This is a genomic window from Pseudomonas sp. H26/SER47-MNA-CIBAN-0231 (genome assembly GCF_040310465.1).
Classification (GTDB): Bacteria; Pseudomonadota; Gammaproteobacteria; order Pseudomonadales; family Pseudomonadaceae; genus Aquipseudomonas; species Aquipseudomonas atacamensis.
The window spans coordinates 64,261-90,856 of sequence record NZ_JBEOPW010000011.1 but is presented as its reverse complement, the minus strand read 5'-3'; the positions used below and the strand labels follow the sequence as shown (position 1 = coordinate 90,856).

At 60.6% G+C, this 26,596-nt stretch carries 20 protein-coding genes; 14 read left to right on the top strand and 6 right to left on the bottom strand.

Translation table 11 applies throughout. From position 1 onward, the window contains the following. Positions 1 to 23 precede the first annotated feature (23 nt). From AAEZ10_RS17650 to AAEZ10_RS17605, 10 genes are all read left to right on the top strand, one after another. On the top strand, positions 24 to 1,193 hold the full coding sequence (locus AAEZ10_RS17650) for an alginate biosynthesis protein Alg44 (RefSeq protein WP_024011680.1): 1,170 nt from the start codon (positions 24 to 26) through the stop codon (positions 1,191 to 1,193). Between the two features lie 9 nt (positions 1,194 to 1,202). Next, complete coding sequence (algK, locus tag AAEZ10_RS17645; RefSeq protein ID WP_181424116.1) at positions 1,203 to 2,711, top strand: alginate biosynthesis TPR repeat lipoprotein AlgK; 1,509 nt, start codon at positions 1,203 to 1,205, stop codon at positions 2,709 to 2,711. Next, entirely contained in the window at positions 2,708 to 4,189 is a 1,482-nt protein-coding gene (locus tag AAEZ10_RS17640; protein ID WP_073473673.1) for an alginate export family protein, read from the top strand. The genes algK and AAEZ10_RS17640 overlap by 4 nt, the downstream gene beginning before the upstream one ends. Positions 4,190 to 4,215: 26 nt before the next feature. Continuing rightward, positions 4,216 to 5,787, top strand: a complete 1,572-nt coding sequence (gene algG / locus AAEZ10_RS17635) for a mannuronan 5-epimerase AlgG (RefSeq protein ID WP_151551540.1) — start codon at positions 4,216 to 4,218, stop codon at positions 5,785 to 5,787. Between the two features lie 11 nt (positions 5,788 to 5,798). Continuing rightward, positions 5,799 to 7,265, top strand: coding sequence for an alginate O-acetyltransferase (locus tag AAEZ10_RS17630; RefSeq protein WP_130928293.1), 1,467 nt, complete (start codon positions 5,799 to 5,801; stop codon positions 7,263 to 7,265). Between the two features lie 8 nt (positions 7,266 to 7,273). After that, positions 7,274 to 8,398 (top strand): mannuronate-specific alginate lyase, encoded by a 1,125-nt coding sequence (locus AAEZ10_RS17625; protein ID WP_339100515.1) that lies wholly within the window; start codon positions 7,274 to 7,276, stop codon positions 8,396 to 8,398. Positions 8,399 to 8,608: 210 nt separating this feature from the next. Beyond that, a complete protein-coding gene (locus AAEZ10_RS17620; protein WP_024011674.1) occupies positions 8,609 to 10,174 on the top strand; it encodes an MBOAT family O-acyltransferase in 1,566 nt (521 codons plus the stop codon). A gap of 10 nt (positions 10,175 to 10,184) precedes the next feature. Next, positions 10,185 to 11,357: an alginate O-acetyltransferase gene (locus tag AAEZ10_RS17615; RefSeq protein ID WP_016771604.1), complete on the top strand. Its 1,173-nt coding sequence runs from the start codon at positions 10,185 to 10,187 to the stop codon at positions 11,355 to 11,357. 14 nt (positions 11,358 to 11,371) lie between these two features. Beyond that, on the top strand, positions 11,372 to 12,028 hold the full coding sequence (locus AAEZ10_RS17610) for an alginate O-acetyltransferase AlgF (protein WP_016771605.1): 657 nt from the start codon (positions 11,372 to 11,374) through the stop codon (positions 12,026 to 12,028). A gap of 154 nt (positions 12,029 to 12,182) precedes the next feature. Continuing rightward, positions 12,183 to 13,634, top strand: a complete 1,452-nt coding sequence (locus tag AAEZ10_RS17605) for a mannose-1-phosphate guanylyltransferase/mannose-6-phosphate isomerase (RefSeq protein ID WP_024011673.1) — start codon at positions 12,183 to 12,185, stop codon at positions 13,632 to 13,634. A gap of 79 nt (positions 13,635 to 13,713) precedes the next feature. Here AAEZ10_RS17605 and AAEZ10_RS17600 read toward each other — a convergent pair whose 3' ends face one another. Then, entirely contained in the window at positions 13,714 to 16,449 is a 2,736-nt protein-coding gene (locus tag AAEZ10_RS17600; protein WP_350570283.1) for an RHS repeat domain-containing protein, read from the bottom strand. A gap of 170 nt (positions 16,450 to 16,619) precedes the next feature. Here AAEZ10_RS17600 and AAEZ10_RS17595 point away from each other — a divergent pair, with 170 nt between their 5' ends. From AAEZ10_RS17595 to AAEZ10_RS17585, 3 genes are all read left to right on the top strand, one after another. Then, positions 16,620 to 17,084: a multidrug transporter gene (locus AAEZ10_RS17595; protein WP_071174448.1), complete on the top strand. Its 465-nt coding sequence runs from the start codon at positions 16,620 to 16,622 to the stop codon at positions 17,082 to 17,084. Between the two features lie 36 nt (positions 17,085 to 17,120). Then, complete coding sequence (locus tag AAEZ10_RS17590; RefSeq protein ID WP_073473681.1) at positions 17,121 to 17,945, top strand: SDR family oxidoreductase; 825 nt, start codon at positions 17,121 to 17,123, stop codon at positions 17,943 to 17,945. A gap of 161 nt (positions 17,946 to 18,106) precedes the next feature. Then, positions 18,107 to 19,402 carry a hypothetical protein gene (locus AAEZ10_RS17585; protein ID WP_350570280.1) on the top strand — a complete coding sequence of 432 codons (1,296 nt, stop codon included), beginning with the start codon at positions 18,107 to 18,109 and terminating at the stop codon, positions 19,400 to 19,402. A 45-nt stretch (positions 19,403 to 19,447) separates the two neighbouring features. On the opposite strand, the gene AAEZ10_RS17580 is transcribed toward AAEZ10_RS17585, so the two are convergent. The 4 genes from AAEZ10_RS17580 to AAEZ10_RS17565 all read right to left on the bottom strand — a co-directional run bounded on the left by AAEZ10_RS17580 (position 19,448) and on the right by AAEZ10_RS17565 (position 24,346). After that, the gene (locus AAEZ10_RS17580; protein WP_073473686.1) at positions 19,448 to 20,314 is read right to left on the bottom strand and encodes an efflux RND transporter periplasmic adaptor subunit; all 867 of its coding nucleotides are present in this window, start codon (positions 20,312 to 20,314) and stop codon (positions 19,448 to 19,450) included. Between the two features lie 10 nt (positions 20,315 to 20,324). Next, a complete protein-coding gene (locus AAEZ10_RS17575) occupies positions 20,325 to 20,525 on the bottom strand; it encodes a DUF1656 domain-containing protein (protein ID WP_016771611.1) in 201 nt (66 codons plus the stop codon). Beyond that, positions 20,515 to 22,707, bottom strand: a complete 2,193-nt coding sequence (locus AAEZ10_RS17570; protein ID WP_350570277.1) for an FUSC family protein — start codon at positions 22,705 to 22,707, stop codon at positions 20,515 to 20,517. Before AAEZ10_RS17570 ends, AAEZ10_RS17575 begins: the two co-directional genes overlap by 11 nt. A gap of 139 nt (positions 22,708 to 22,846) precedes the next feature. Further along, a complete protein-coding gene (locus AAEZ10_RS17565; protein WP_350570275.1) occupies positions 22,847 to 24,346 on the bottom strand; it encodes an efflux transporter outer membrane subunit in 1,500 nt (499 codons plus the stop codon). 276 nt (positions 24,347 to 24,622) lie between these two features. Here AAEZ10_RS17565 and AAEZ10_RS17560 point away from each other — a divergent pair, with 276 nt between their 5' ends. Next, positions 24,623 to 25,591 carry a LysR family transcriptional regulator gene (locus AAEZ10_RS17560; RefSeq protein ID WP_024011667.1) on the top strand — a complete coding sequence of 323 codons (969 nt, stop codon included), beginning with the start codon at positions 24,623 to 24,625 and terminating at the stop codon, positions 25,589 to 25,591. A 96-nt stretch (positions 25,592 to 25,687) separates the two neighbouring features. On the opposite strand, the gene AAEZ10_RS17555 is transcribed toward AAEZ10_RS17560, so the two are convergent. Then, positions 25,688 to 26,149, bottom strand: coding sequence for a hypothetical protein (locus tag AAEZ10_RS17555; protein ID WP_073473692.1), 462 nt, complete (start codon positions 26,147 to 26,149; stop codon positions 25,688 to 25,690). Between the last annotated feature and the right edge of the window lie 447 nt (positions 26,150 to 26,596).

The window sequence follows — 26,596 nt, the reverse complement described above, 5'->3', positions numbered from 1 at the left end:
GAATTAACAAGGAAATCGCCCCTATGAATACCGCCGTCAACGTCAACGTAGTGCATGAATCCGAAGCCCAGCGCCAGCACGCTCGCGTGAAAATCCCGGCCAAACTGCGTTTCTTCGGCCCTGACCGGACTCCGCTCGAAGCGCGGGTCCTCGATCTGTCGGCTGGCGGTCTGGCGTTCAACGCCGGGCAGATGCCGCTGACCATCGGCGAGGTGTACAAGGCGCGTCTGCAATTTGTCATCGACAACCTCGGCCTGGCCATGGACGTTGAACTGCAGGTGCGTTCCTTTGACCGCGCCACCGGCCGCGCCGGCTGCCAGTTCCAGAACCTCGAGCCGCAGGACATTTCCACCCTGCGCCACCTGATCACTTCGCACCTGGCCGGCGACATCGTCAGCATCGGCGAAGTGCTGGCGACCCTGCAGCGCGACAACTTCACCAAGGCGCGCAAGAACAAGACCAACGACACCGGCATGACCCCGTTTGGCCGTCTGAAAGCCGTGACCTTCAGCGCCGGTATTTTCGCCGTTGGCCTGGTCGCTGCCGGTTTCATCTTCAAGTCGGTGTACGGCATGTACTTCGTCAGCCACGCCCAGGCCGGTCTGGTCAGCGTGCCGGGGATGAACATCACCATGCCGCGTGACGGCACAGTGCAGAGCCTGGTCAAGTCCGACGGCGTTGCCGCCAAAGGCGCACCACTGGCGACCTTCAGCACCAGCATGCTCGACGTGCTCAAGGGCCATCTGGCCGAAGACCAACTGGCCCCGGCCAAGGTTGAAGAACTGTTCGGCAAGCAAATGACCGGCACCCTGACCTCGCCGTGCGATTGCACCGTGGCCCAGCAACTGGTGGCTGACGGTCAGTACGCGAGCAAGGGCGACGTGATCTTCCAACTGGTGCCGCGCAACACCCAGGCCAACGTTGAAGCACGCTTCTCCTATCGCCAGTTCGGTGACGTGCGCCCGGGCACCCCGGTGAGCTTCCAGATCGCCGGCGAAGACAAGACCCGCACCGGCAAGATCGTCAGCAGCACCAGCCTGAAGAGCGCCGACCTGTCCTCCGACATCCGCGTACAGATCCAGCCTGACGAGCCGCTCGACAGCAGCCTGGCCGGCCGCCCGGTGGAAGTGAACAGCGACCGTGGCCCGAACCTGAACTGGCTGATCGACAAAGCCATGGCTGCCGGTCTTTAAGTCGAGGACATGCCTGTGACTACGCATAACTTGAACACACCGCCGACCCTGTGGGAGCGAGCCTGCTCGCGAAAGGGCCAGCGCGGTTTGTCTGAAGTACCGAGTCGACTGCTTCGCGAGCAGGCTCGCTCCCACATGGGATTGATGGTGTGCTCGCTGGCACTAGCAGTTTCTATGGCCGGTTGCGCCGGGCTGCCCGATCAGCGTCTGGCCAACGAAGCGCTCAAGCGTGGCGACACCGCCACCGCTGCGCAGAATTACCAGCAACTGGCCGATCTGGGTTACAGCGAGGCGCAAGTCGGCCTGGCCGATATCCAGGTCGACAGCCGTGACCCGGCGCAGATGAAACAGGCCGAGGCGACTTACCGCGCAGCGGCCAGCGTGTCGCCGCGTGCCCAGGCACGTCTCGGTCGTTTGCTGGTGGCCAAGCCGGGCTCCACCGAAGCCGAACACCACGAAGCCGAAACCCTGCTGAAAAAAGCCGCCGCCAATGGCGAAGGCAACACGTTGATCCCGCTGGCGATGCTGTATCTGCAATACCCGCACAGCTTCCCGAACATCAACGCCCAGCAGCAGATCGATCAGTGGCGCAAATCCGGTTACCCGGAAGCGGGTCTGGCGCAGGTGCTGCTGTATCGCACCCAAGGCACCTACGACCAGCACCTGGATGACGTGGAAAAAATCTGCAAGGCCGCGCTCAACACCACCGACATCTGCTACGTCGAACTGGCCACCGTCTACCAGAAACGTGGCCAGCCGGAGCAACAGGCCGAGCTGATCAAGCAGATGCAGGCCGGTTACAGCCGTGGCACCGTCACCGCGCAGCGTGTCGATTCCGTGGCCCGCGTGCTGGCCGATTCGACCCTGGGCAAGACCGACGAAAAAACCGCGCAGGCGCTGCTCGAGCCGATCGCTCCGGGCTACCCGGCGTCGTGGGTCACCCTCGCGCAATTGCTTTACGACTTCCCCGAACTGGGCGACGTCGACCAGATGATGAAGTACCTGGACAACGGCCGCGCTGCCGACCAGCCGCGCGCCGAACTGCTGCTGGGCAAGGTCTACTACGAAGGCAAACTGGTCCCGGCCGACGCGAAAGTCGCCGAGGAACATTTCCAGAAAGCCGTCGGCCGCGAAGTCGCCGCCGATTACTACCTCGGCCAGATCTACCGTCGTGGCTACCTGGGCAAGGTCTATCCGCAGAAGGCTCTGGACCATCTGCTGACCGCTGCGCGCAACGGCCAGAACAGTGCCGACTTCGCCATCGCCCAGTTGTTTTCCCAAGGCAAGGGCACCAAGCCCGACCCGCTGAACGCCTACGTGTTCAGCCAACTGGCCAAGGCCCAGAACACCCCGCAAGCCGATGAACTGGCAGCGACCCTCGAGGCGCAACTGCCGCCCGAGCGCCTGCCCGAAGCCCGCCGCCTGTTGCAACAGGAACAGGCCAGCCGTGGCGCCCTGAACTCGAACACGCTGCAACTGCACGCCCTGCAAGAAGAAGACGGCGAGGAAAAACTATGAAGCTGAACCCATTCGTGAAGGCCGGTATTGGCCTCACCTTCGCGCTGCTCTGGTCTTGCCCGACACTGGCTGCGATGACTGAAACCAAGAACTTCGGTCTGGAAGTGAAACTCACCGGCCAGTCCGAAGACGACCGTGACCTCGGCACTGCCGGCGGCGGTGACGTCAATGGCGTGGGCCTCGACCTGCGTCCGTGGATCTACGGCGAAAGCGGCGCGTGGAGCGCCTACGCGATGGGTCAGGCGGTTACCTCGACCGACATCATCGAGACCGACACCCTGCAACAATCCGACGGTGAACAAGCCACCGACAACAGTGATCGCAAAACCAAGAAGAACTACCTGGCGATGCGCGAGTTCTGGGTCGGCTACAGCGGCCTCACCCCGTACCCGGGCGAGATGCTCAAGTTCGGTCGCCAGCGTCTGCGCAATGACGACGGCCAATGGCGTGACACCAACATCGAAGCGCTGAACTGGACCTTTGACACCACCCTGCTGCGGGCCAATGCCGGTGTTGCCGAGCGTTTCAGCGAATACCGCACCGACTTGAAAGAGCTGGCGCCGAAAGACAAGGATCGCCTGCACGCCTACGCCGACGCTGCTTACCAGTGGACGCCAGGGCAGTGGGTCGGCATTCGCGGCCACCACACTCACGATGATGGCAAACTCGATTACGCCGAGCCGGGCGTCCCGCGCGACTCGCTGGACAAGACCGAGAACGGCGACATCAGCTGGATCGGCCTGACTGCCGACAGCGACGCCTACAACTGGCGCAACACCAACACTGTCAACTACTGGGGCAGCATCACCGGCATGAGCGGCGACCGCGACACGGTCAATGCGCTGAACGCCGACGGCACGCGCCCGGCACAAGCCAAGCGCAGCGATGACATCAGCGGCTGGGCAGCCGATGTCGGCGTGCGTCTGCGCCTCGATCCGCAGTGGCAAGTCGGCGGTGCATACGCCCGCGCCAGTGCCGATTACGAACAGAACGGTCTGGAGAGCAACCGCTCCAACTACACCGGTACCCGCTCGCGCGTGCACCGTTTCGGCGAAGCGTTCCGTGGCGAAATGAACAACATGCAGACCGCCACCCTGTTCGGTTCGTGGATGGTCAACGACGAGTACGACGCCAGCCTGATCTACCACAAGTTCTGGCGTGTCGACGGCAACAAGCCGGTCGGCAGCAACGGCATCAACGCGGTGGAAAACAACACCGACGACGTCACCGGCGCAATCCTCTCCAGCACATCCTTGCCGCTTGAAGATGGCAACAAGGACCTGGGTCAGGAAATGGACCTGGTCGTCACCAAGTACTTCAAGCAAGGCCTGTTGCCGGCGGCGTTGAGCCAGTCGATCGACGAGCCTTCGGCACTGGTGCGATTCCGTGGAGGTGTGTTCAAACCGGGCGATGCCTACGGTAGCCAGGTTGATTCCTACATGCACCGCGCATTCATTGACGTGATCTGGCGCTTCTGATGCAAACCGCCAAGGGAGTGCCCGACATGATCAGCACCAGAACAGGCTCACTCAGCCTGCTGGCCGGCGCGATGCTGCTGGCCAGCGCCAGCGCCTTCGCCAATGTTGAACCGGCGAAACCTGCGAACGTGGCCAAAGAACTGCAACAGGCCAAGACCTACACCGTCAGCAGCGCGCCGACCGACGCGCTGAAACTGGCCAAGCCGACACTGCCCGACCTGTCCGGCTTCACCGCCGAAGCCGCTGCCGCGAAGATCGTGCGCAGCAAGCCGGGCAAGATCAGCGTGCGCCGGATGATGCAGGAAAACGCCCTGAAGGACTTCATCGGCGGCGATAACAAGATGGCCGAATGGGTGGTGCGTCAGCACGGCATCCCGCAGGCCATCTTCATCGACGACGGCTACATGAACCTTAAGGATCTGGCGAAAAAACTGCCCAAGCAGTATTTCAGCGAGACGTCCCCTGGCGTGTACCTGGCAAAATTGCCGATCGTGGTCGGCGAGAAAGGCATCCTCGAAATCGATGGTCAGACCCAGGAACTGCGCCTGTCCCAGGAAGCCGGTTCGTTCCTGGTCAACGACGGCAAGCTGTTCGTGCGTGACACCAAAGTCACCGGCTGGCGCGAGAAGGACAACGGCCCGGCGACCTTCCGTTCGCCGAAGGAATTCCGTCCGTTCCTGCTCTCCTGGGGCGGCACCGAGACCTACATCGTCAACAGCAAGATGGCCAGTTTCGGTTACGCCAACAGTAAGTCGTACGGGGTGAGTATTTCCCAGTACACGCCAAACATGGCCAAGGTCCTCAAGCGCCCGGAACCGACCGGCTGGATCGTCGGTTCCGAGTTCTCGGACATGTGGTACGGCTTCTACTGCTACGAAACCAGCGACTTTGTGGTCAAGGGCAATACCTACAAAGACAACATCGTCTACGGCATCGACCCACATGACCGCTCGCACCGCTTGATCATTGCCGAGAACACCGTTCACGGCACGAAGAAGAAGCACGGGATCATTATTTCCCGTGAGGTCAACGACAGCTTCATCTTCAACAACAAGAGTTTCGACAACAAGTTGTCGGGCCTGGTGATCGACCGTAACAGCGTCAACAACATCATTGCCTACAACGAGATCTACAAGAACCACACCGACGGCATCACGCTCTACGAGTCTGCCGACAACCTGCTGTGGGGCAACAAGGTCATCAGCAATACCCGTCACGGCATTCGTATTCGTAACAGCGTGAACATCCGCCTCTACGAAAACGTTGCCATGACCAACGGCCTGACCGGGATCTACGGCCACATCAAGGACCTGACCGACACCGACCGTGACATCAAGCTCGACCCGTTCGACGCGCAGGTCTCGCTGATCGTGGTCGGCGGCGAGCTGGCGGCCAATGGCAGCGGCCCGCTGTCGATCGACTCGCCGCTGAGTGTCGAGCTGTATCGCGTGTCGATGCTGGCGCCGACCAAGTCCAGCGGGATCAGCTTCAACGGCATCCTCGGCGAGCGCCAGGATGAAATTCTCGATCTGTTGGTGCGCCAGCAGAAAGCCGTGCTGATCGACCCTGTCGAACGCCAGACCGAATTGCAGGACTGAGGATAATTTTTATGCACCCACACATGATCAAACTGCTCAGCCTCTCGGCCCTGACCCTCGGCATTCTCGCTGCCGGCAACGCCCGCGCCGACGCTGACGGCGCAAGCGTCACGCCACCGAAGTTCACCGCCGAACCGTGCTGCAACCTGTGCCCGGCGGCCCATGACGCGAAGAACTACACCACGCGTTATCAGCAGAACTTCACCACGCTGGTGCAGGCCCAGGGCGACTGGCTGTTCCGTACCCAGGAAGACCTGCGCACCGAGTTCAACACCACGCCGGCCGGCTACAAGCGCCTGCAACAACTGCACGATGCGTTCAAGAGCAAAGGCGTGGAGCTGGTGATCGTTTACCAGCCGACCCGTGGCCTGGTGAACCGCAACAAGCTCAACCCGCAGGAAAAAGCCGCGTTCGATTACGAGAAAGCGCTGGGCAACTACAAGACCATGCTCGGCCGTTTCGCCAAGATGGGCTATGTGGTGCCGGACCTGTCGCCACTGACCAACGAATCGCTGCCGGACACCCTGCCCGCCCACGATTTCTACTTCCGTGGCGACCAGCACTGGACACCTTACGGTGCCCAGCGCACGGCAAAAATCGTCGCCGAAAAGGTCAAGCAGATCCCGGCCTTCGCCGACATTCCCAAGCGTGAATTCGAGACCAAGCGCTCCGGGCGCATGGGCAAGACCGGCACCCTGCACAACATGGCCGGGCAACTGTGCGGCACCAGCTATGCGATCCAGTACATGGACCAGTTCACCACCGAGCCGAAAGGCGAGGCCGGTGACGGCGATCTGTTCGGCGATTCCGGCAATCCGCAGATCACTCTGGTCGGTACATCGCACAGCGGCAAGAACTACAACTTCGCCGGTTTCCTCGAAGAAGCCATCGGCGCCGACATCCTCAACGTGGCCTTCCCCGGCGGCGGTTTCGAAGGTTCGATGCTGCAGTACCTGGGCAGCGAAGAATTCCAGAAGACCCCGCCGAAGATTCTCATCTGGGAATTCTCGCCGCTGTATCGCCTCGATCAGGAAACCATCTATCGCCAGATGATGGCGCTGCTCGATAACGGTTGCGAAGGCAAAGACGCGCAGATGTCCGCCAGCGCCACGCTGAAGCCGGGCAGCAAGCAAGAACTGCTGGTCAACAGCAAGAACCTGAACCTGCAGAACGCCAACCATCAGGTCGACATCCGCTTCGCCGACACCTCGGTGAAAACCCTGCAAGCCACCCTCTGGTACATGAACGGTCGCCACGAGGACATCAAGATCGAGAAACCGGAAACCTCCGACACCGACGGTCGTTTCGCCTTTGAGCTGCGCACGGACGAAGACTGGGCCTCGCAAAACCTGCTGGCCGTTGAAGTCCAGGGTCCTGAAGCCGGACCTGGCGCCACGCCACAAAAAGTCGAAGCGAAAATCTGCAAACGCAACGTATTCCCGGGCGTCGGTCAACAGACCGCGCAGCTCGGGCAATGAGGTCTGCTATGCGAAATCCGAAACTGAAAAACCTGTTGGCACCGACACTTCTGAGCCTGGCGATGTTCGCCGGGGCAACTCAGGCTGCCGCGCCATTGCGTCCACCGCAGGGCTACTTCGCCCCGGTGGATAAATTCAAGACCGGCGACAACAGCGATGGCTGCGACGCGATGCCGGCGCCATACACCGGTCCGCTGCAATTTCGCAGCAAGTACGAAGGTTCGGACAAGGCCCGCGCGACGCTGAACGTGCAGTCGGAAAAAGCCTTTCGCGACACCACCAAAGACATCACCACGCTGGAGCGCGGCACCGCCAAGCGCGTCATGCAGTTCATGCGTGACGGTCGCCCGGAGCAGCTCGAATGCACGCTCAACTGGCTGACCGCGTGGGCCAAGGCTGACGCGTTGATGTCCAAAGACTTCAACCACACCGGCAAGTCGATGCGCAAATGGGCGCTGGGCAGCATGGCCTCGTCGTACATTCGCCTGAAATTTTCCGACTCGCATCCACTGGCCCAGCACCAGCAGGAAGCGCAGGTGATCGAAGCCTGGTTCAGCAAAATGGCTGATCAGGTGGTCAGCGACTGGGACAACCTGCCGCTGGAAAAAACCAACAACCACTCGTACTGGGCCGCCTGGTCGGTGATGGCCACCGCCGTCGCCACCAACCGCCGCGACCTGTTCGACTGGGCCGTCAAGGAATACAAGGTCGGCGTCAATCAAGTCGATGCCGATGGCTTCCTGCCCAACGAACTCAAGCGCCAGCAACGCGCCCTCGCCTATCACAACTACGCCCTGCCGCCGCTGGCGATGATCGCCAGTTTCGCCCAAGTCAATGGTGTCGATCTGCGTCAGGAAAACAATGGCGCACTGAAGCGGCTGGGTGACCGCGTGTTGGCCGGCGTCAAGGACCCTGACGAGTTCGAAGAAAAGAACGGCAAAAAGCAGGACATGACCGACCTCAAAGAGGACATGAAATTCGCCTGGCTCGAACCGTTCTGCACGCTCTACACCTGTGCGCCGGATGTGATCGAGAAGAAGCGCGACATGCAACCGTTCAAGACCTTCCGTCTTGGCGGCGACCTGACCAAGGTCTACGACCCGTCGCATGAAAAGGGCAACAAAGGTTCCTGAAAACACTGATGGCTGATCGTTCCCACGCTCCGAGTGGGAATGCAGCCCGGGACGATCCGCGTCCCATGCCGAAGCGGACGCAGAGCGTCCATTGAGGCATTCCCACGCAGAGCGTGGGAACGATCGCAGGACTGTTTCACCCCCCACTACCACGGGGGGTTTGGGGGGGCTTTGGCCCTTGACTGTTGGTTCAAACATGGAGAGATCGGGATGGTATTTTCATCCAACGTGTTCCTGTTTCTGTTCTTGCCGATCTTTCTCGGCTTGTACTACCTGAGCGGGCAACGCTATCGCAACCTGCTGCTGCTGATCGCCAGCTACGTGTTCTACGCCTGGTGGCGAGTGGACTTCCTCGCGCTGTTCGCAGCGGTCACGCTGTGGAACTACTGGATCGGCCTGAAAGTCGGTGCCGCTGGCGTCAGAACCAAACCGGCGCAGCGCTGGCTGCTGCTCGGCGTGGCCGTCGACCTGTGCATCCTGGGCTACTTCAAGTACGCCAACTTCGGTGTCGACAGCATCAACGAGATCATGACTTCGTTCGGTCTCGAGCCGTTCATCCTCACCCACGTGCTGCTGCCGATCGGTATTTCGTTCTACATCTTCGAATCGATCAGCTACATCATCGACGTGTACCGTGGCGACACTCCGGCCACGCGCAACCTGATCGACTTCGCAGCATTCGTGGCGATCTTCCCGCACCTGATTGCCGGCCCGGTCCTGCGTTTTCGCGACCTCGCCGATCAGTTCAACAACCGCACGCACACCCTCGACAAGTTCTCCGAGGGCTGCACGCGGTTCATGCAGGGTTTCATCAAGAAGGTCTTCATCGCCGACACCCTCGCCGTGGTCGCCGACCATTGCTTCGCCCTGCAAAACCCGACCACGGGTGACGCCTGGCTTGGTGCGCTGGCGTACACCGCGCAGCTGTACTTCGACTTCTCCGGTTACAGCGACATGGCCATCGGCCTGGGCTTGATGATGGGTTTCCGCTTCATGGAAAACTTCAAACAGCCGTACATCAGCCAGTCGATCACCGAGTTCTGGCGCCGCTGGCACATCAGCCTCTCCACCTGGCTGCGTGACTACCTGTACATCACCCTCGGCGGTAACCGTAAAGGCACGCTGATGACCTATCGCAACCTGTTCCTGACCATGCTCCTGGGTGGTCTGTGGCACGGTGCGAACATCACTTACATCATCTGGGGCGCCTGGCACGGCATGTGGCTGGCGATCGAAAAAATGCTCGGCCTGAACACTTCGCCGCGCAGCCTCAACCCGATCCGCTGGGCACTGACCTTCCTGCTGGTGGTCATGGGCTGGGTGATCTTCCGTGCCGAAAACCTGCACGTTGCCGGGCGCATGTACGGCGCGATGTTCAGCTTCGGTGACTGGTCGCTGTCGGAACTCAATCAGGCCAGCCTCACCGGTCTGCAAGTGGCGACTCTGGTTGTGGCTTACGTGACCCTGGCGTTCTTCGGCCTGCGTGATCTGTACACCAATCAGCCGCCAGCCAAGACCAAACCGGAAGTCAACGTCGAGGCTGATGGCCCTGCGACCGCGACGCCGGGAATGATCAAGGCAGCACCTGGGGAAAATCCGGCGAGCATCCACGAACCTGGCTACACCGTCGGCGTCGAAGCCCAGGTGCAACCGGCTTACTGGACCGCTGACTGGTCGCGCTACGTGATGCGCGGGCTGATTCTGCTGCTGTTCATCGCCTCGATTCTCAAACTCTCGGCGCAAAGCTTCTCGCCGTTCCTTTACTTCCAGTTCTGAGGGATCTGACATGACCCGCTCATTACGCATCTTCTACATCGCCCTGTTCCTGGTGACGCTGTTGGTCCTCGGTCTGTGGTCGATTCGCAGCTTCTTCGGCTTCAGCACCAACGCCGACGCGACGGTGCTCAATGGCCGCTGGACCAAGGCGGTGGAAACCCACTACGACGATGAATTCCCGATCAAGCGTCTGGGCACCAACCTCTGGGCCGCGCTGGATTTCAAACTGTTCAACGAAGGTCGTCCGGGCGTCGTGCTCGGCCGCGACCAGTGGTTGTACAGCGATGAGGAATTCAACCCGATCGTCAACGAACAACAGAACCTGCAAGGCAACTACGCGCTGGTCGAAGGCGTGCGCCAGACCCTGAAAGAGAAAGGCGTGAAACTGGTGATGGCGATCGTGCCGGCCAAGGTGCGTCTGTATCCGGAGCATCTGGATGAAGTGAAGCCTTCGAGCATTCACCAGAACCTGTATCAGGATTTCCACGCCCGTGTCGCGGCCGACAAGATCCTCGCCCCTGACCTGCTCGGCCCGCTGCAACAGGCCAAGCAGAACGGTCAGCAAGTGTTCCTGCGCACCGACACCCACTGGACGCCGGAAGGCGCCGAGATCGCCGCCAACACGCTGGCGAAAACCATTGCCGAGAAATTCCCGCTGAGCGGCGAGCCACAGCGCTTCGTTACCACGCCAGCAGAGAAGGTCACGCACAAGGGCGATCTGCGTCTGTTCCTGCCGCTCGATCCGCTGTTCGAAAACATGATGCCGGCGCCTGAGCCACTGCTCAAACGCAACACCGTTGCCGCCGAGCAACCTGCCGGTGACGACGCCCTGTTCGCCAACAGCGAAGTACCGGTCGCGCTGATCGGCACCAGCTACAGCGCCAACCCCAACTGGAACTTCGTCGGTGCGCTCAAACAAGCGCTGCACAGCGACGTCGTCAATTACGCCGAAGACGGCCATGGCCCGATTCTGCCGATGCTCAGCTACCTGAAAAGCGATGACTTCAAGAACAGCCCGCCACAAGTGCTGATCTGGGAGTTTCCTGAACGATATCTGCCTGTGAACAACGAAATCGGCGACGCCGACCCGCAGTGGGTCGCAGAGCTCAAACAAGCCGGCGCCCGCCAACAAAACGTAGCCATCAACACTAAATCCGAGACGCCCGATCGGGCGCAAAACTGAAAGAGAGGTACACCATGACTTTCACTACTACTCCTCGTCGTCTCGCTAAAAGCTTCGCACTGGTTGCTGGCCTCAGCGTACTTTCCGTCCCAGCCTTCGCCGGCGGCGACGCCGCGCTGTACGGCCCGACCGCACCGAAAGGCTCGACCTTCGTGCGTGTCTACAACGCCAGCAACGCTGAAGTCAGCGCGACTGTCGGCAGCACCAACCTGAGCGACATCGCGCCACTGGCCAGCAGCGACTTCAGCTTCATGCCAGGCGGCGACTACAGCGCCAAAGTCGGCAGCCAGACCCTGCCGGTGAAACTGGCAGGTGACCACTACTACACCCTGGTCAACAACGCTTCCGGCGCGCCACAACTGATCGAAGAGCCGCCGTTCAAGAACAAGCAGAAATCCCTGGTTCGTGTACAGAACCTCAGCGACAAGCCGCTGACCCTGAAGACCGCCGACGGCAAGACCGAAGTGGTGCCGAACGTCGCTGCCAAGGGCCGTGGCGAACGTGAAATCAACCCGGTGAAAGTCAGCCTGGCGCTGTACGAAGGCGACAAGAAAGTCGGCGACGTGAAACCGGTCGCTCTGGAGCGTGGTGAGGCAGCCGTACTGTACGTCACCGGCAACGGCAGCAACCTGTCGCCAGTCTGGGTGAAACGCCCGGTGTCGACTCGCTAATCCTTTTGTGAACTGACGCAGTACCCCTTGTGGGAGAGAGCCTGCTCGCGAATACGGTCTGACATGCAACATCAATGTCGACTGAGCCATCGCCATCGCGAGCAGGCTCGCTCCCACAGGGCTCTAACCAAATTGATTTTATGGAGTAAACATTATGATTCCGGTGATCTTGTCAGGTGGTAGCGGTTCGCGTCTGTGGCCTCTTTCGCGTAAGCAGTTCCCCAAGCAATTCCTCGCCCTGACCGGCGAACACACACTGTTCCAGCAAACCCTCGAGCGCCTGGTGTTCGAGGGCATGGACACGCCAATCGTGGTCTGCAACAAAGAGCACCGTTTCATCGTCAACGAGCAACTGGCCGCACGCAATCTGGAATGCCAGCGCATCCTGATGGAACCGTTCGGCCGCAACACGTCGCCGGCCGTGGCCCTGACCGCGATGATGCTGGTCAATGAAGGCCGTGACGAACTGATGCTGGTGCTGCCGGCCGACCACGTACTGGAAGACCAGAAAGCCCTGCAACGTGCGCTGGCCTTGGCGACTGTCGCAGCCGAGAACGGCGAGATGGTCCTGTTCGGCGTACCGGCGACCAAACCGGAAACCGGCTACGGCTACATCAAATCCACCGCTGATTCGCTGCTGCCCGAAGGCGTCAGCCGCGTCTCGCACTTCGTCGAAAAACCGGACGTCAAGCGCGCCACCGAGTACGTCGAATCCGGCGGTTACTACTGGAACAGCGGCATGTTCCTGTTCCGCGCCAGCCGCTTCCTCGAAGAACTGAAAAAGCACGATCCGGACATCTACGACACCTGCCTGCTGACCCTTGAGCGCAGCCAGCAGGACGCTGACACCATCACCTTCGACGAAGCCACCTTCGCCTGCTGCCCGGACAACTCCATCGACTACTCGGTGATGGAAAAAACCCAGCGCGCCTGCGTGGTGCCGCTGACCGCCGGCTGGAGCGATGTCGGCTGCTGGTCGTCGCTGTGGGAAGTCAACGAGAAAGACGCCAACGGCAACGTCAGCAAAGGCGACGTGGTCATCCAGGACAGCAAGAACTGCATGATCCACGGCAACGGCAAACTGGTCTCGGTGATCGGTCTGGAGAACATCGTCGTGGTCGAAACCAAGGACGCGATGATGATTGCCCACAAGGACAAGGTCCAGGGCGTCAAGCAGATGGTCAACACCCTCAATGCCCAGGGCCGCAGCGAAACCCAGAACCACTGCGAAGTCTATCGTCCGTGGGGCTCGTACGACTCGGTGGACATGGGCGGGCGTTTCCAGGTCAAGCACATCTCGGTCAAGCCGGGCGCGTGCCTGTCGCTGCAGATGCACCACCACCGCGCCGAACACTGGATCGTGGTCAGCGGCACCGCCGAAGTGACCTGCGACGAGAACGTGTTCCTGCTCACCGAAAACCAGTCGACCTACATCCCGATCGCCTCGGTGCATCGCCTGCGCAACCCGGGCAAGATCCCGCTGGAAATCATCGAAGTGCAGTCGGGTTCGTACTTGGGTGAAGACGATATCGAGCGTTTCGAAGATATTTACGGCCGCTCCACCCCGATCGAACGCGGCGTGTCGGTGAAGACCATCGCGCAGTAATCGATCACTAAAACGAGAAGCCCTCGTCCAGCCCGTTGCGTTCCCTATCCGCAGCGGGCTGGGCGGGGGCTTTTTTTGTCTAGCCGAAGACTGAATTGCGGCGTCTCGCCAGCGGTGAATCTTCATCGACCGACTCGCCTTCCGTCCCCTGCGCCAGCCCCGCGGGACCTTGTGTAAACGCGGCTGCAAACAGTTGCTGGGCCAACGGTGTGGGTGTTGATTCCGGTTCTGCAAACAACGGCTGCCGCCGGGTCGATCGATTGAAGGACTGCAAGTCGACCGCCGGACTGTTCGAGGAGATGGCAAGAGGCACGGCAACGGGTGTGCTGAGCAGTTTGTACTGGATCCGCGTCTGAGCCTCGGAAACCTGCATGGCATTGCCCATTGCCACACTCAGTGAGCCCACCAACTGAACTGCGGGGTTAGCGGCGTGCATCAGCAGATTTCCGCCGATCTGGAAGCCTTTGGCCACGGCACCGCGCCTGGCTGCAAGCACTTGCGGTTCTTCGACAGGGCTGTTGAACGCAACGGACATGGGTCCCATGATCCGGCTGGTGGTCTCCTCCCCCAACACCCGATTCATTGTCGAAGAAACGAATTCACCGGAGTGGTACAGCACGGCCCCCGAAGGTGGCGCGGTGTGCGTCCGCACGGCGGCAATGACATGTGCCTGATGTGTGTTGAGCACGGAGTTGTCCCGGGCTCCCAGCTCTGCCAGCGCTACCGGTATTTCGCGGCGATAGGCCTGGACGTCGGGATTGGGGTCATTCTCGAAGTAACGGCGCACTGGCTGCATGCCGGCGGCTTGCACGGGATTGACCAGTTTCTTGTCGGCAAGATCGTGGTACACCCGATCGGGAGCATGCTTGTCGGGCTTGCGCCCGTCGCTGTCTCTGTAAGTGACTGGGTTATTGCGCATCGCGCGATAGCGATTATGACCGTCGATCGCCCCGCCAGGATCGGTATTCAACCAGCGTTGCAGCCACGGCACGTAATAGCGAAACCCAAAGTAATAAAGCCCCGTGGCATCACGTTCCTTTCCCGAATAGCGCGCGGTCTTGTAGCTGACGTCGGGCTCCTTGGCCCACGCCGTCGCGCCAAACGGATAAAAATGCTCGCGGCTGATCAGCCGCGCATCGGCGTCCAGCTCAACACTGATCGAACCCAGGTGATCTTTGAAATTGTATCGGTAGAGATTATTCAGGCCGGTCGGCGGTGGGCTTTGCCAATGCAGGACGCGTACGGTGTTGAGTCCGGTCTGCACGGTGAGCACTTGCAGGCTTTCTCCGGTGCCAGTGTCGGTGCGTAACTCCAGCGCTGGCAGATACCGCACCTGTGCAAGAAGACTGCGCGCAGCCGTGCGTGACGAACGCGTTTTCAATACCCGCTGACCGGCGCCGTCGTAGAGGTAGTTTTCACAGTCATCGGCGCCTGATACGCGCAGCACGAGCACCACCGAGTTCAGCTGGTTCCGCAGATTCCACTGCAACCGGCGTCCTTGATCCAGCAACAGCAAATTGCCTCGCGCATCGAACGCCTCAGCGATCTGGGCCTCAGATGGCGGCTTACCGTCATGCCACGGCAAGCAACGATTGCTGTAGCGCGCGGCCTGCAATTGATGACCTGGACTCTGTGGGCCAACGTGAGTCAGCTCGAGCAAATTGCCCCCGGCGTCATAACGATAACTCTGGCTGTAGTTGGCGACAGCGGTCGGCCCGCCACCGGCAGCGCCGGCCTCCCAGCCAGTGGCGTGAATCAACTGGCAAAGGCTGTCATAGCGGTAGCGACTGACCGGCTCGACGCGCTGGTTGGCGAACCAGCGCACCGGCAATGCCTGGTCTTCGATGCTCAGCACATTGCCCATCGGGTCATAGGCATACAACAGGTCCTGCCAAACATTGCCCTCTTGATCCTGAGCATGACGCATGAGCAGACGGCCGTCTTCAGGGCGGTAGCTCAGCGTGGTCAGAACGCCGTTACCTGCCAGCTCCTGGGTCACCTGACCTTCGGCGTTGTACCGAATATCACTGACCACAGGATGGTCTGAAGTCTGATACCTGAGCCGTAGATCAACCCCGCGTAATCGTCCGTCGTGAGTCAGCGCGAACACCTGCCGATGACCAGCGGCATCCACCTGTTCCAGCACGGAGCCCTGCGGTGAAAAGCGCCATTGCGTGGTTGCCCCTTCGGACTCCAGCGGTACCTTGCGCTCAACGTCAGCATCTGGCCAATCCGGCACAACCGGATCGAGCGCGAAGCGTCGGGTGTTTTCACAACACTGGCCGGTGATTGCGAATTGCTCGAACAGGACACTACCGGCCGGATCGTCATGCCGGATCAACTGACCGAGCTGATTGCGCAGCGCCTCGCCAAAGCCGGGCCGGCCATAGGCAAAACGCTCGGCGCAGCGGCGAGGTACGCCTGTGCCTTCTTCGAACACCGCGACAGGGCGCAGCAAGTCATCGTATGCAATCTCGCGGCATGTGCCACGGCTGTCCCAGTTGAACAGCGTCTGGCCGGCCAAACCCGGCAACCGGACCTGGACTCCCGCATCGCTGCTGTCCGAGCGCAGCGCGATATCGTTCAAGGCATGGGTGGTGGTGAGGCTGGCGGGCGCTTGCGGATCGATCACCTGCAACGCCCACAATCGCGCATCCCATTGTTTGACTACACGCCCGGCAACGTCCCGCAACTTCCGCTCGATTCGGGGCTCACTTGCCAGCGCCGCATCGGCGCGCCAGTAGTTGACGTTGAGGATGGCCAAACCGCGCGGATCGTTCACGGCAAGCGTTGGCGTATTGCGGTGGATGCCCATAGTGCGTCAACGTCCCAGTGTGCCCTTCGCGCATGAGAGCAAGCCCGGACGTGGATGCCTACTGTCAGAAATTACAGTCCCGACCAACGGTGCGCACAAACTCGTCCCGAATACCCATCGCGCCATGCCTTCGGTAGGATGGGGCTCATTCACCCGTGGAGCGTTCAAGCATGTTCATCGGCATCCTGCTGGTCATCACCTGGCTGATCCTGCTGCTGCGCTATCCGGCCAAGGCCTTGCCGGTGTCGGTGGCCGCTGCCATCGGCCTCGGCTTCGTAGCCATGTGGGTGGTGTGGCTGGACAACCGCGAGATCAAACAACTGGCGCGCCTGGAACTGCGCATTGCCTATGCTCCCGAACAATGTCCGGCCGACCGTCCACTGCAATTGAAAATGAACAACGGTAACGATGTGCCGCTGACCGAACTGCGTTGGCGCATCGCCGCGTACGCGCCGGGCGATACGGTCAATCTGGCCGACAATCAATACACCGCCCCGCGCTATCGCGGCCCCGGCGAACTGCAGGCCGGCGCGACCTGGGAAGATTGCTTGCCACTGCCGCCGCTGCGTCCCGGCTATCGCCCGCAAACCCTGGAGTTTCGCGCCGAGCATTTGCAGGGTAGTTTTGCCGACTGATCCCCTCCCCCGACTTTTTTGCACAAGGAATGCGCCATGCCCGTTGCGTTGATTACCGGTTGTTCCAGCGGCATCGGCCGCGCCCTCGCCGACGCGTTCAAAGCCGCCGGCTACGAAGTCTGGGCCAGTGCGCGCAAGACTGAAGACGTCGCTGCGCTCAGCGCCGCCGGTTTCACCGCGATTCAGCTGGACGTCAACGATGGCGCCGCGCTGGAACAACTCGCCGAGCGTCTGAGCCAGCAACATGGCGGCCTTGATGTACTGATCAACAACGCCGGTTACGGCGCGATGGGGCCGCTGCTCGACGGCGGCGTGCAGGCGATGCAGCGCCAGTTCGAGACCAACGTGTTTTCGATTGTCGGCGTCACCCGCGCGTTGTTTCCGCTGCTGCGTCGGGCCAAGGGGCTGGTGGTGAATATCGGCAGCGTGTCAGGTGTGCTGGTCACGCCATTTGCCGGCGCCTACTGCGCTTCGAAAGCGGCGGTGCATGCATTGAGCGATGCCTTGCGCATGGAACTGGCACCGTTTGGCATCCGTGTGATGGAAGTCCAGCCCGGCGCCATCGAATCGAGCTTTGCGAAGAATGCCGGACATGAAGCCGAGCAATTGATCAACGAGCAATCGCCGTGGTTTCCATTGCGTGAAGGCATTCGGGCACGGGCCAAGGCATCGCAGGACAAACCCACCCCGGCCAGTGAGTTTGCTGCCGAGCTGTTGAAAGCGGTGCGGCAGAGCAAGCCGTCACGGCTGGTTCGCATCGGCAACGGCAGTCGGGCGTTGCCGTTGTTGGCGGCGTTGTTGCCGAAGGGTTTGCTGGAATCGACGTTGATGAAGCGCTTCGGATTGCGCGCAAAGCTCTGATACCCAGTTGTTGCGACGAGCGGTATCCCGACCTGTCAGAGTTGACAGTAGGCGCCCTCTAAAGGAAGGCCTATCGTGAGTTCAAGCCAGGTGAACGGTGTTGTGGCGGTGTTAAAGCCCGGCGAGTAATCCGACCTCACGACAACCGCGCAGGGACGTATATGACAACCGCTAAGAAGGCCACGAACATCAGGGCAACAATCGACGCTACATGGGGAAGCGGCCAGGGCAAACTTCAACTTGACGATATATTTCAGGACGACCCGGCGAAGTCCCGGCCCCTCACCGGATCGACGCTGCTGCGCGATAAATCGTTGCTGGTTACCAGTACCTTCGACAATAGCTCCTTCTTCATTTCCAAGCTGAACCACTTGGGTGCCGTAGACCTGGCGTTTGGGGTCGAAGGGCGTGTCATGGGTTCGTTCCTGGCCAATGAGCAGGCCGCTGGCGGGCCTATTGCAGAAGGTGCCGATGGGCGGCTGTTCATGGCGGGCAGCACAACCAATGGGAAGTCGAGCGAGGTTAGCCCCGCGATTCTCTGCCTCGACAGCAAAGGCAATCGAGTGAGCAGCTTTGGCGACAATGGCCAAGTCATCATCGATCCCCCAGACACACAACGGCTTACGAAAAAAGGCCCGGCATTCGTGTTCGCGCTACCCGACGGCAGCGTTATTGTCGGCGTTGATTACCACACGCCTGCCGTGCTCAGGGCGCACCTTTACAAGTTCGATGCGCAGGGAGCACCCGTTAAGGCATTCGGCACAGATGGCCGAGTCGAAATAAAGCACGGGCTACGGCATGCATCGACCTCACTCAGCGACGGTTGCGTGCTCGACAATGGACTGTTGTTATTTGCAGGCTACGAAAAATACGAGCCCGACGTGAACGCGGACGGTCTCGTCGTGATGTTGAATTCAGACAGTGGCGCGCCCCATGAGAATTTCGGTCACCCGGAAAGACCCGGGATTCTGGTAGTCCGGTACAACTCCAGGGGTGCCGAACTCAATACTGTGAGACAGCGAGCCCCCAATAGGTTCACGGCATCCGGCTACACCAACATGGGCAACGCCTTGAGTGAGCGATACGGCATGTTGATCGCCTTCGATGAAGAAGGTAAGCCCGATTTCGACGTTTTCGGCAGTCCGAATATCATGCCGCTTCCAGCAGATCTCGGCAGCGACAGGCGAGTCAACTGGGCGGACCATGTTCCTTTCGCTGATAACATCGTAGTTTCTGGTGGAGACGAGAAGGGCAATTATATTGCCTGTGTGAAAGCACGCAGCGGTGGCTACAACTCCGATTTTTCAGACGCGGGTGGCGTCATCCCCCGCGAGGAGACCACCGACTCTCTCTCCAGGCTTCATTATCAGCAGGACCCTGGCAAATTGATTGTTGCCCTCAACATCAATCCAGAAAATCCTCTGGGTTGTCTGTATCGCTACAACATTGCTCGGTAGGTGGCAGGATCACCGCGTCGCCCGGTTCAAGGGCGACCCGGTCAATCAATTGTCTGCCAGGTCCTGCTTCACCACTACCGTGCAAGTAATTCCCGCCGCCAGCAACACCCCCGCCGGCACCTCATCAATGTGAATCCTTACCGGCACCCGCTGAGCCAACCGCACCCAGTTGAACGTCGGATTCACATCTGCAATCAGCTCGCGGCTTTCAGGGTTGTCGCGGTCGTAAATCCCGCGCGAAATGCTTTCGACATGGCCCTTGAGCACTTCGCCGCTCATCAATTGCATGTCGGCTTGGTCACCCACTTTGACGTGCGGCAGTTTGGTTTCTTCGAAAAAGCCGTAAACCCAAAATGAATTCATGTCGACCACGGCCATCTTCGCCTCGCCAATGCGCGCGTAGTCGCCGCGATGCACATTGAGGTTGGTCACGTAGCCGTCCACCGCCGCACGCACTTCGGTGCGTTTGAGGTTGAGTTCGGCGGCTTCCAATTGCGCCTGGGCGTGCTGGTAATCGGCCAGCGCAGCGTCGGCGATGTTGCTGGCGTCGTCGCGGTTCTCTTTGGAGATCACCAGATTGTCGAGGTCGGCGCGGCGGTGCGCGTTGACCTTGCGCATTTCCCAGGTCGACTTGCGCGAAGCCACCAGTGACTGCGCCTGCTTGACCGCGATGCGGTAGTGCTCGGGGTCGATGCGCATCAGCAGATCGCCCTTCTTCACCAACTGGTTGTCACGCACCGGCACTTCGACCACTTCGCCGGTGACGTCGGCGGCGACGTTGATGATGTCGGCACGCACGCGACCATCGCGGGTCCACGGCGTGTTCATGTAGTGCTCCCACAGCGTGCGGCCGATCCACAGCGCCAGGGCCAGTACCAGCAGGGTCGCGAGCAGGCTGAAAAACTTTTTCATCAAGATGTTCTCAACGGTAGACAGTCAGCGCCATGGCGCCGAACAGACAGGTAAACAGGCTCAGACGCAGCAGCGCCGGGTGCCAGAAAAAACGGTACAGGTCGAACCCCGAGAGGAAGCGGTCAACTGCCCAGGCCAGTCCCGCAGCAATGAAAAACATCAGGGTCATGGTCGGCATGTACACGCCGTGGAAGGCGATTTCACGAGGCATGGGCGAGTCCTTCGGGCCTGGCAGAAGCGAATTCGGCGAGGGGTGATTGCGGGTCGAGCAGCGAGGTGCGGATGAAATGCAGGTAGCTTTTCACCCGGCGCAACGCCGAGGTATCGAAGTGCGGCGCGAACGGCTCGTCGGTGGCGGCGACGCGGCTGATCGCGTGATCGACCGCCACCAGTGCGCGTTCGAGATTGCTCGCGTTCGACTGCAAAAACAGCCGCACCAACGCACGCCCCATCACGCGGATTGCCTGGCGCCACGGCTGCGATTCGGCATACGCCGGGTGCACCGGCAGGATCGCCTGTTCCTTGCGCAATTCGATGATCGCGTGGCCGACTTCCAGCACCACGAACATCCAGCGCAGCAGACTCTTCTGCACTTTCGGTTGCCCTGCCGCGAGGCCATAGGCCTGATGCAGCAGATCGCGGGTGCGGCTCTCGAAACGCGAGGCCAGGCCCTTGAGTTTGCCGCTGATCGCGTAGACCACTTGGCCACGCAGATCCTGCTCCAGGCGCTGCCACAGCCAGCGACTGTTCGGCGGCAGAATGATCGCCCCCGCCGCCGCACACACGAGCATGCCCATGACCATGGCGATGTAGTCGTTGATGAAGGTGTAGGGGTTGTAAATCGTGAGATTGTCCGGCACTGAACCGGTGCTGAAAAAGATCAACAACCCGAGGCCGACACCGGCGTATTGCGGTCGTGAAGCGAGGAACGAACCGAGCACGATCACCGGCGCGAGCATCACACAGAGCAAGGGGAAACCGTCGATCAGCGGGAAGATGAAAAACATCTCGACGAAGCCGATCAGTGCGCCGAGAAACGTGCCGCAGGCCATTTGAAAGGCCATGCGTTTGGGGTTCGGTGTCGCGGCGGAAAGGCCGACGGTGGCGGCGGCGATCAGGGTCATGGTCGCCCCGCTCGGCCACGCGGTGGCGACCCAATAACTGCCCAACACAATCAGGATGAACGAGGCACGAATTCCCGACGCGGCTGCGGCCCACCAGTTGGTTTGCGGGGTGAAGGGCTCGTCCCAGCGCTCGCGTTCGTGGCGGTGCTCGGCCAGGGACGCATGGGTCTGCGCATAGCTGTGCAGGTCATCGACGAAGCGGTAGAGCAATTCGTAGGCGGTGTGGAAATCCAGTTGTTCGGCTTCGCTCGGAGCAGTGTCCTGAAAGATCCCGCGCAGGGTTCGGACACGTGCCGGCAGACCTTCCTTGTAGGTGGCCAACGCGGTCGCCAAACGTGCCGCATCGGGACTGGTCAGGGCGCGACCGCTGAAGCTGTCGAGCACTTCGGCAAGGTCCTGCAAGCCCGGTTTGATCGCCGCCACGACATGCTCTTCGCCATTGCCGCGCAGGCGTTCAAGCAACTGATGCAAGGCGTTGAAGCGCGTGGTGATGCCCATGAACTCGCTGTTCAAACGACTCAGACGACCGTTGCGCCGGCGCATGTGCGGGTCTTCGAACACGGTCACACTGCGCAGCCCTTCCAGGCCGACGGCTTCGGCAATGAAGCGCACGTTGCTGGCTTCGAACGCCTCGGCTTTGCTGCGCCCGCGCAAGCCGTCGGTGACGAACAGGGCGAACACACCGAAGCGCTGATACAAGGCATTGCGCATCGCCGCGCTGGCGGTCTGCGGCAGAATCGCCGCGCTGATCAGCGTCGAACAGAGAATCCCCAGCGAGATCTCCAGTACCCGCCACACCGCCGCCATAAAGGCGCCGTCCGGGTGCGCCAGCGCCGGCAGACCGACCATCGCTGCGGTGTAACCGGCGAGGACAAAACCATAGGCGCGAAAATTGCGGCAACGCGCGGCACCGGCCGAGCAGATGCCGACCCAGATCGCCAGCGAGCCGAGAAACAATTCGGTGTTCTGCGCAAACAAAGCGATCAGCGTGACCATCATCGCCGACCCGGCCAGCGTGCCGAGCAAGCGATAGAAACTCTTGGCGAACACCTGACCGCTCTGCGGCTGCATGACGATAAACACCGTGATCATCGCCGTACGCGGTTGCGGTAGTTCCAGCCGCATCGCCAGCCACAGGGTGAGAAACGCGGCGAGCAACACCTTGAAGATATACACCCAGGTCACGCCATCGCTGCGTGCCCAGTCGAAAAAACCGCGACGCCATTCCAGGGAGTGGAGCCAGCGAAGAAGGGCGGGCAAGGAGGTCATTGAAAATACTCAGGCATGCAATGCGGACTCGAAACCTGTGGGAGCGAGCCTGCTCGCGAAAGCAGCGTGTCAGGCAACATGTTCATTGACTGATACGCCCTCTTCGCGAGCAGGCTCGCTCCCACAATGGATGCTGTGATCACCGCAGCAGCGCCGGGGTTTTCGGGGCTTGGGTCTGCTCGGCTGTCGGCACGTCATCACCGGCACCGAGGCCGCCCCCCAAGGCAGTCACCAGCTCGGCATGCGCTCTCAACCGCGCCGCCTGGACCTGCTGCTGCACTTGCTGCTGTTTGAACAGCAAGGTCTGCGCATTCAGCACATTGAGGTAATCGGTGAGGCCGCGTTGGTAGGCGATCATCGCGATGTCGTAAGTCTTCTGCGCTGCGGCCACGGATTCGGCAGCGAATTCCTGCTGCTTGTCCATCGATTCGCGACGGATCAACTGGTCGGAAATGTTCTTCAGCGCGTTGATCAGGGTCTGGTTGTAGTGCGCCACGGCGATGTCATAACCGGCCGCCGCTTCGCCCAATTCGCCACGCAGTCGACCGCCGTCGAAGATCGGCAACGAGATCGCCGGGCCGACGTTGTAGTTGAGTTTCTTGCCGGTCAGAAACTCCAGCGCGCCGCCGCCCGTGGCCATGTAGCCGAGGCTGCCGACCAGATCGACGTTGGGGTAGAAACCGCCGTGGGCGACATCGATGTCGCGCGCCTGCGCCGCCACTTGCCAGCGACTGGCGACCACGTCCGGACGCTGGCCGAGCAGTTCGGCGGGCAATGCCGAGGGCAACTTCAACGGTGCCGCGAGGGACAGCGTCGGCCGTTGCAGTTGCGCCGCCGCGCCTGGGCCTTTACCGGCCAGCGCAGCAATCTGGTTGCGGTTCAGGGCGATTTCCTCGTCCAGCGCATCGAGTTGGCGATGGGTTTCCGGCAACGGCGTTTCGGCCTGGCTGACTTCGAAATGCGTGCCGATGCCACCGCTCAAACGCTTCTGCGCCAGATCGAGAATCTGCTGTTGCTGTTTGAGCATTGCGGCAACGATGTCGCGCTGGGCGTAATGCAGCGACAGCTCGATGTAGGCGCGGACGATGTTGTTCTGCAGTTCCAGTTGCGCCAGGCGCGCCTCGGCCACGCTCACATGGGCCAGATCCACCGCGCGTTCACTGGCATTGCGCTCGCGGCCCCAGAGGTCGAGGGCGTAACTGAAGCCGAGCGCGGCGTTGTTGTCCCACGTGGTGGTATTGGCCAGTTCGCCGGGGCCGTAGAACTGATCGGTCGGCCAGTTGTGGCGCTTGAGGGTCGATTCGCCATTGATCTGCAACGCCTCGGCCGCTTCGGCAACACCGGCCATAGCCTTGGCCTGACGCACCCGCGCAGCGGCCATGGCCATGCTCGGGCTGCCTTGCACGGCGAGGTCGATCCAGCGATCAAGTTGCGCGTCACCAAACGCCTGCCACCATTGGGCGCTGGGCCAGTGGGCGTCTTTGGCGGCCTCGGCAATGGCGGCGTCGGTGGCCAGTGAATCGGCCGCAAGCGTTTCGCCGTGAGGGGCAATGCCTTGGGTAGAGATGCAGCCGCCGAGAGCCAGGGTGAAAGCCAGAACACTGAGCGGCAAAAGCGCTCTGTTGATGCGACGCGGCACAGCTGCGAATTCCTGAGAGAGGGATAGATCGAGGACCGTGCAGGAGCTGCCGCAGGCTGCGATCTTTTGATCTTGCTTCCCTTAAAACAAAATCAACAGATCGCAGCCTTCGGCAGCGCCGGCACAGGATCGGCGCAATTCTATGGAGCTGCCTCTGCGGCGATAAGCTGGGATTTCTGTGAATCTTTGTTACGGTTAACGAGATAATCCCTTGGTCGGGGGTCTCAGCCCCTGAAACTTCGTGTCACAATTTGCCATCTCCCTTGAGAGCACCCCATGGACACTTTGCAAAACATGCGCGCCTTCAGTTGTGTTGCCGAAGCGGGCAGCTTCACCGCCGCCGCCGTGCAACTGGACACCACTACCGCCAACGTCTCGCGCGCGGTCTCCAACCTGGAAGCCCACCTGCAAACCCGCCTGCTCAATCGCACGACCCGGCGCATCGCCCTGACCGAGGCCGGCAAACGCTACCTGCTGCGCTGCGAACAGATCCTCGCCTACGTCGAAGAAGCCGAAGCGGAAGCCAGCGACGCCCATGCACGCCCGGCCGGCCAGCTGAAAGTGCACACCATGACTGGCATCGGTCAGCACTTCGTCATCGACGCCATCGCCCGCTACCGCAAGACCCACCCCGACGTGACCTTCGACCTGACCCTGGCCAACCGCGTGCCGGACCTGCTCGACGAGGGCTACGACGTGTCCATCGTGCTGGCCAGCGAACTGCCCGATTCCGGCTTCGTCTCGCAACGCCTGGGCATCACCTACAGCATCGTCTGCGCCTCGCCGGCCTACGTGAAAGCCAACGGCGCCGCGCAGAAACCCAGCGACCTGCTCAACCACGCCTGCCTGCGCCTGGTCAGCCCGGTGATCCCCTTGGAAAAATGGGCCTTCGACGGCCCGGACGGCCAGGAAACGGTCACCATCAACAGCTCACCGTTCCTGGTGAACTCCGCCGACGCCATGAAAACCGCCATCACCAGCGGCATGGGCGTCGGCGTGTTGCCGGTCTACGCCGCCATCGAAGGCCTGCGCAACGGCACTCTGGTGCGCGTGATGCCGAACTACCGCTCGCAGGAACTCAACCTCTACGCGATCTACCCGTCGCGGCAGTACCTGGATGCGAAGATCAAAACCTGGGTGGAATATTTGCGTGGATCGTTGCCGGAAATATTGGCGGCGCATCAGGCGGAATTGGTCGCGTATGAGTTGAGCGGGAGCCTGGCTGGCGCGCGCGTTGCGACCTGACTTTCAAAGACCCGGAGGGAGTTCCGCGCTCCGATGACGCGGAATTCCCAATGCAACGTCGTTGCGATAGCACTAATCGGCGATAAAGACAGAGTGTTACTTCTGTACGTGCTCAAGACCTTGAACGTCTCTGAACGCACCGTTTGCTCCCAGCTGGGGCTCTGTTGGATCGTTCTGTACCTTTAAATTGAACGTCGCATGGAATGTGCCTCGTTCCAAATCGAATGCAACTGTGACTTTTCCGCTTCCGTAAACAGCTGAGTAAGGAGTATATGTCTCCCCATCGTCATCCTTTTCAATCAGTACATAGATAATGTCGATACCGCCGTCTTTAACGTAATCATGTTCTTTGTTGTCAATTGACTCTGGAAAACTGATGCTCAACGACGCCGACCGTTTTTCGTCAAATTGTTGATTTGCACTAACTAGGACTTCCTTGCCATCAGTCAAGAATTTCAAAACAGTGCCATTGAACGGTGGAAGGCTGTCAATCAGCACGTTGGCCGAACCTGATACTGATTTTTTTGATTTCGAATGGAGCCGAATTTTATTTTGCATGACAAGTTCCCTCTCTATGGATCCGGTACACACAGGAAAATAGTGTGCAGACACAAGATTGCATGATTGAACTCTGATCGCACCTGACAGAAATGACAGTAAAACAAAATTTTTTGCTATAAGAAACTTACGATCTGGTTCTAGACAAAGTGCAGAAGGATGGAATTGGTAGCGTATCAATTGGCCGGAGCCCGCCCAGGACTCGACACATTCAAACTCGAGGTGTCAGATAAACCGCTATCGCCAGCAGGCTCACTTCCACAGAAAAGCAAAGCAGCGCAGCTGCCCGCGGCGAAGCCGCCCCACTCAACAATGAGCGTTAGCTCGAGTGCTCTTGATCTTGATCCACCGGCGACGTCGGAAGGCTGAGTGGAGGGATTGATCCGGGCGTGGGAGCGCAGCGACCGTCTGGCGCAGCCAGACACAGCGGAAGGAGGTGCAGCGAAG

Coding starts and splice junctions, on each gene's coding strand:
- AAEZ10_RS17650 (WP_024011680.1), top strand. CDS start 24: ATGAATACCGCCGTCAACGTCAACGTAGTGCATGAATCCGAAGCCCAG.
- algK (WP_181424116.1), top strand. CDS start 1,203: ATGCCTGTGACTACGCATAACTTGAACACACCGCCGACCCTGTGGGAG.
- AAEZ10_RS17640 (WP_073473673.1), top strand. CDS start 2,708: ATGAAGCTGAACCCATTCGTGAAGGCCGGTATTGGCCTCACCTTCGCG.
- algG (WP_151551540.1), top strand. CDS start 4,216: ATGATCAGCACCAGAACAGGCTCACTCAGCCTGCTGGCCGGCGCGATG.
- AAEZ10_RS17630 (WP_130928293.1), top strand. CDS start 5,799: ATGCACCCACACATGATCAAACTGCTCAGCCTCTCGGCCCTGACCCTC.
- AAEZ10_RS17625 (WP_339100515.1), top strand. CDS start 7,274: ATGCGAAATCCGAAACTGAAAAACCTGTTGGCACCGACACTTCTGAGC.
- AAEZ10_RS17620 (WP_024011674.1), top strand. CDS start 8,609: ATGGTATTTTCATCCAACGTGTTCCTGTTTCTGTTCTTGCCGATCTTT.
- AAEZ10_RS17615 (WP_016771604.1), top strand. CDS start 10,185: ATGACCCGCTCATTACGCATCTTCTACATCGCCCTGTTCCTGGTGACG.
- AAEZ10_RS17610 (WP_016771605.1), top strand. CDS start 11,372: ATGACTTTCACTACTACTCCTCGTCGTCTCGCTAAAAGCTTCGCACTG.
- AAEZ10_RS17605 (WP_024011673.1), top strand. CDS start 12,183: ATGATTCCGGTGATCTTGTCAGGTGGTAGCGGTTCGCGTCTGTGGCCT.
- AAEZ10_RS17600 (WP_350570283.1), bottom strand. CDS start 16,449: ATGGGCATCCACCGCAATACGCCAACGCTTGCCGTGAACGATCCGCGC.
- AAEZ10_RS17595 (WP_071174448.1), top strand. CDS start 16,620: ATGTTCATCGGCATCCTGCTGGTCATCACCTGGCTGATCCTGCTGCTG.
- AAEZ10_RS17590 (WP_073473681.1), top strand. CDS start 17,121: ATGCCCGTTGCGTTGATTACCGGTTGTTCCAGCGGCATCGGCCGCGCC.
- AAEZ10_RS17585 (WP_350570280.1), top strand. CDS start 18,107: ATGACAACCGCTAAGAAGGCCACGAACATCAGGGCAACAATCGACGCT.
- AAEZ10_RS17580 (WP_073473686.1), bottom strand. CDS start 20,314: ATGAAAAAGTTTTTCAGCCTGCTCGCGACCCTGCTGGTACTGGCCCTG.
- AAEZ10_RS17575 (WP_016771611.1), bottom strand. CDS start 20,525: ATGCCTCGTGAAATCGCCTTCCACGGCGTGTACATGCCGACCATGACC.
- AAEZ10_RS17570 (WP_350570277.1), bottom strand. CDS start 22,707: ATGACCTCCTTGCCCGCCCTTCTTCGCTGGCTCCACTCCCTGGAATGG.
- AAEZ10_RS17560 (WP_024011667.1), top strand. CDS start 24,623: ATGGACACTTTGCAAAACATGCGCGCCTTCAGTTGTGTTGCCGAAGCG.
- AAEZ10_RS17555 (WP_073473692.1), bottom strand. CDS start 26,149: ATGCAAAATAAAATTCGGCTCCATTCGAAATCAAAAAAATCAGTATCA.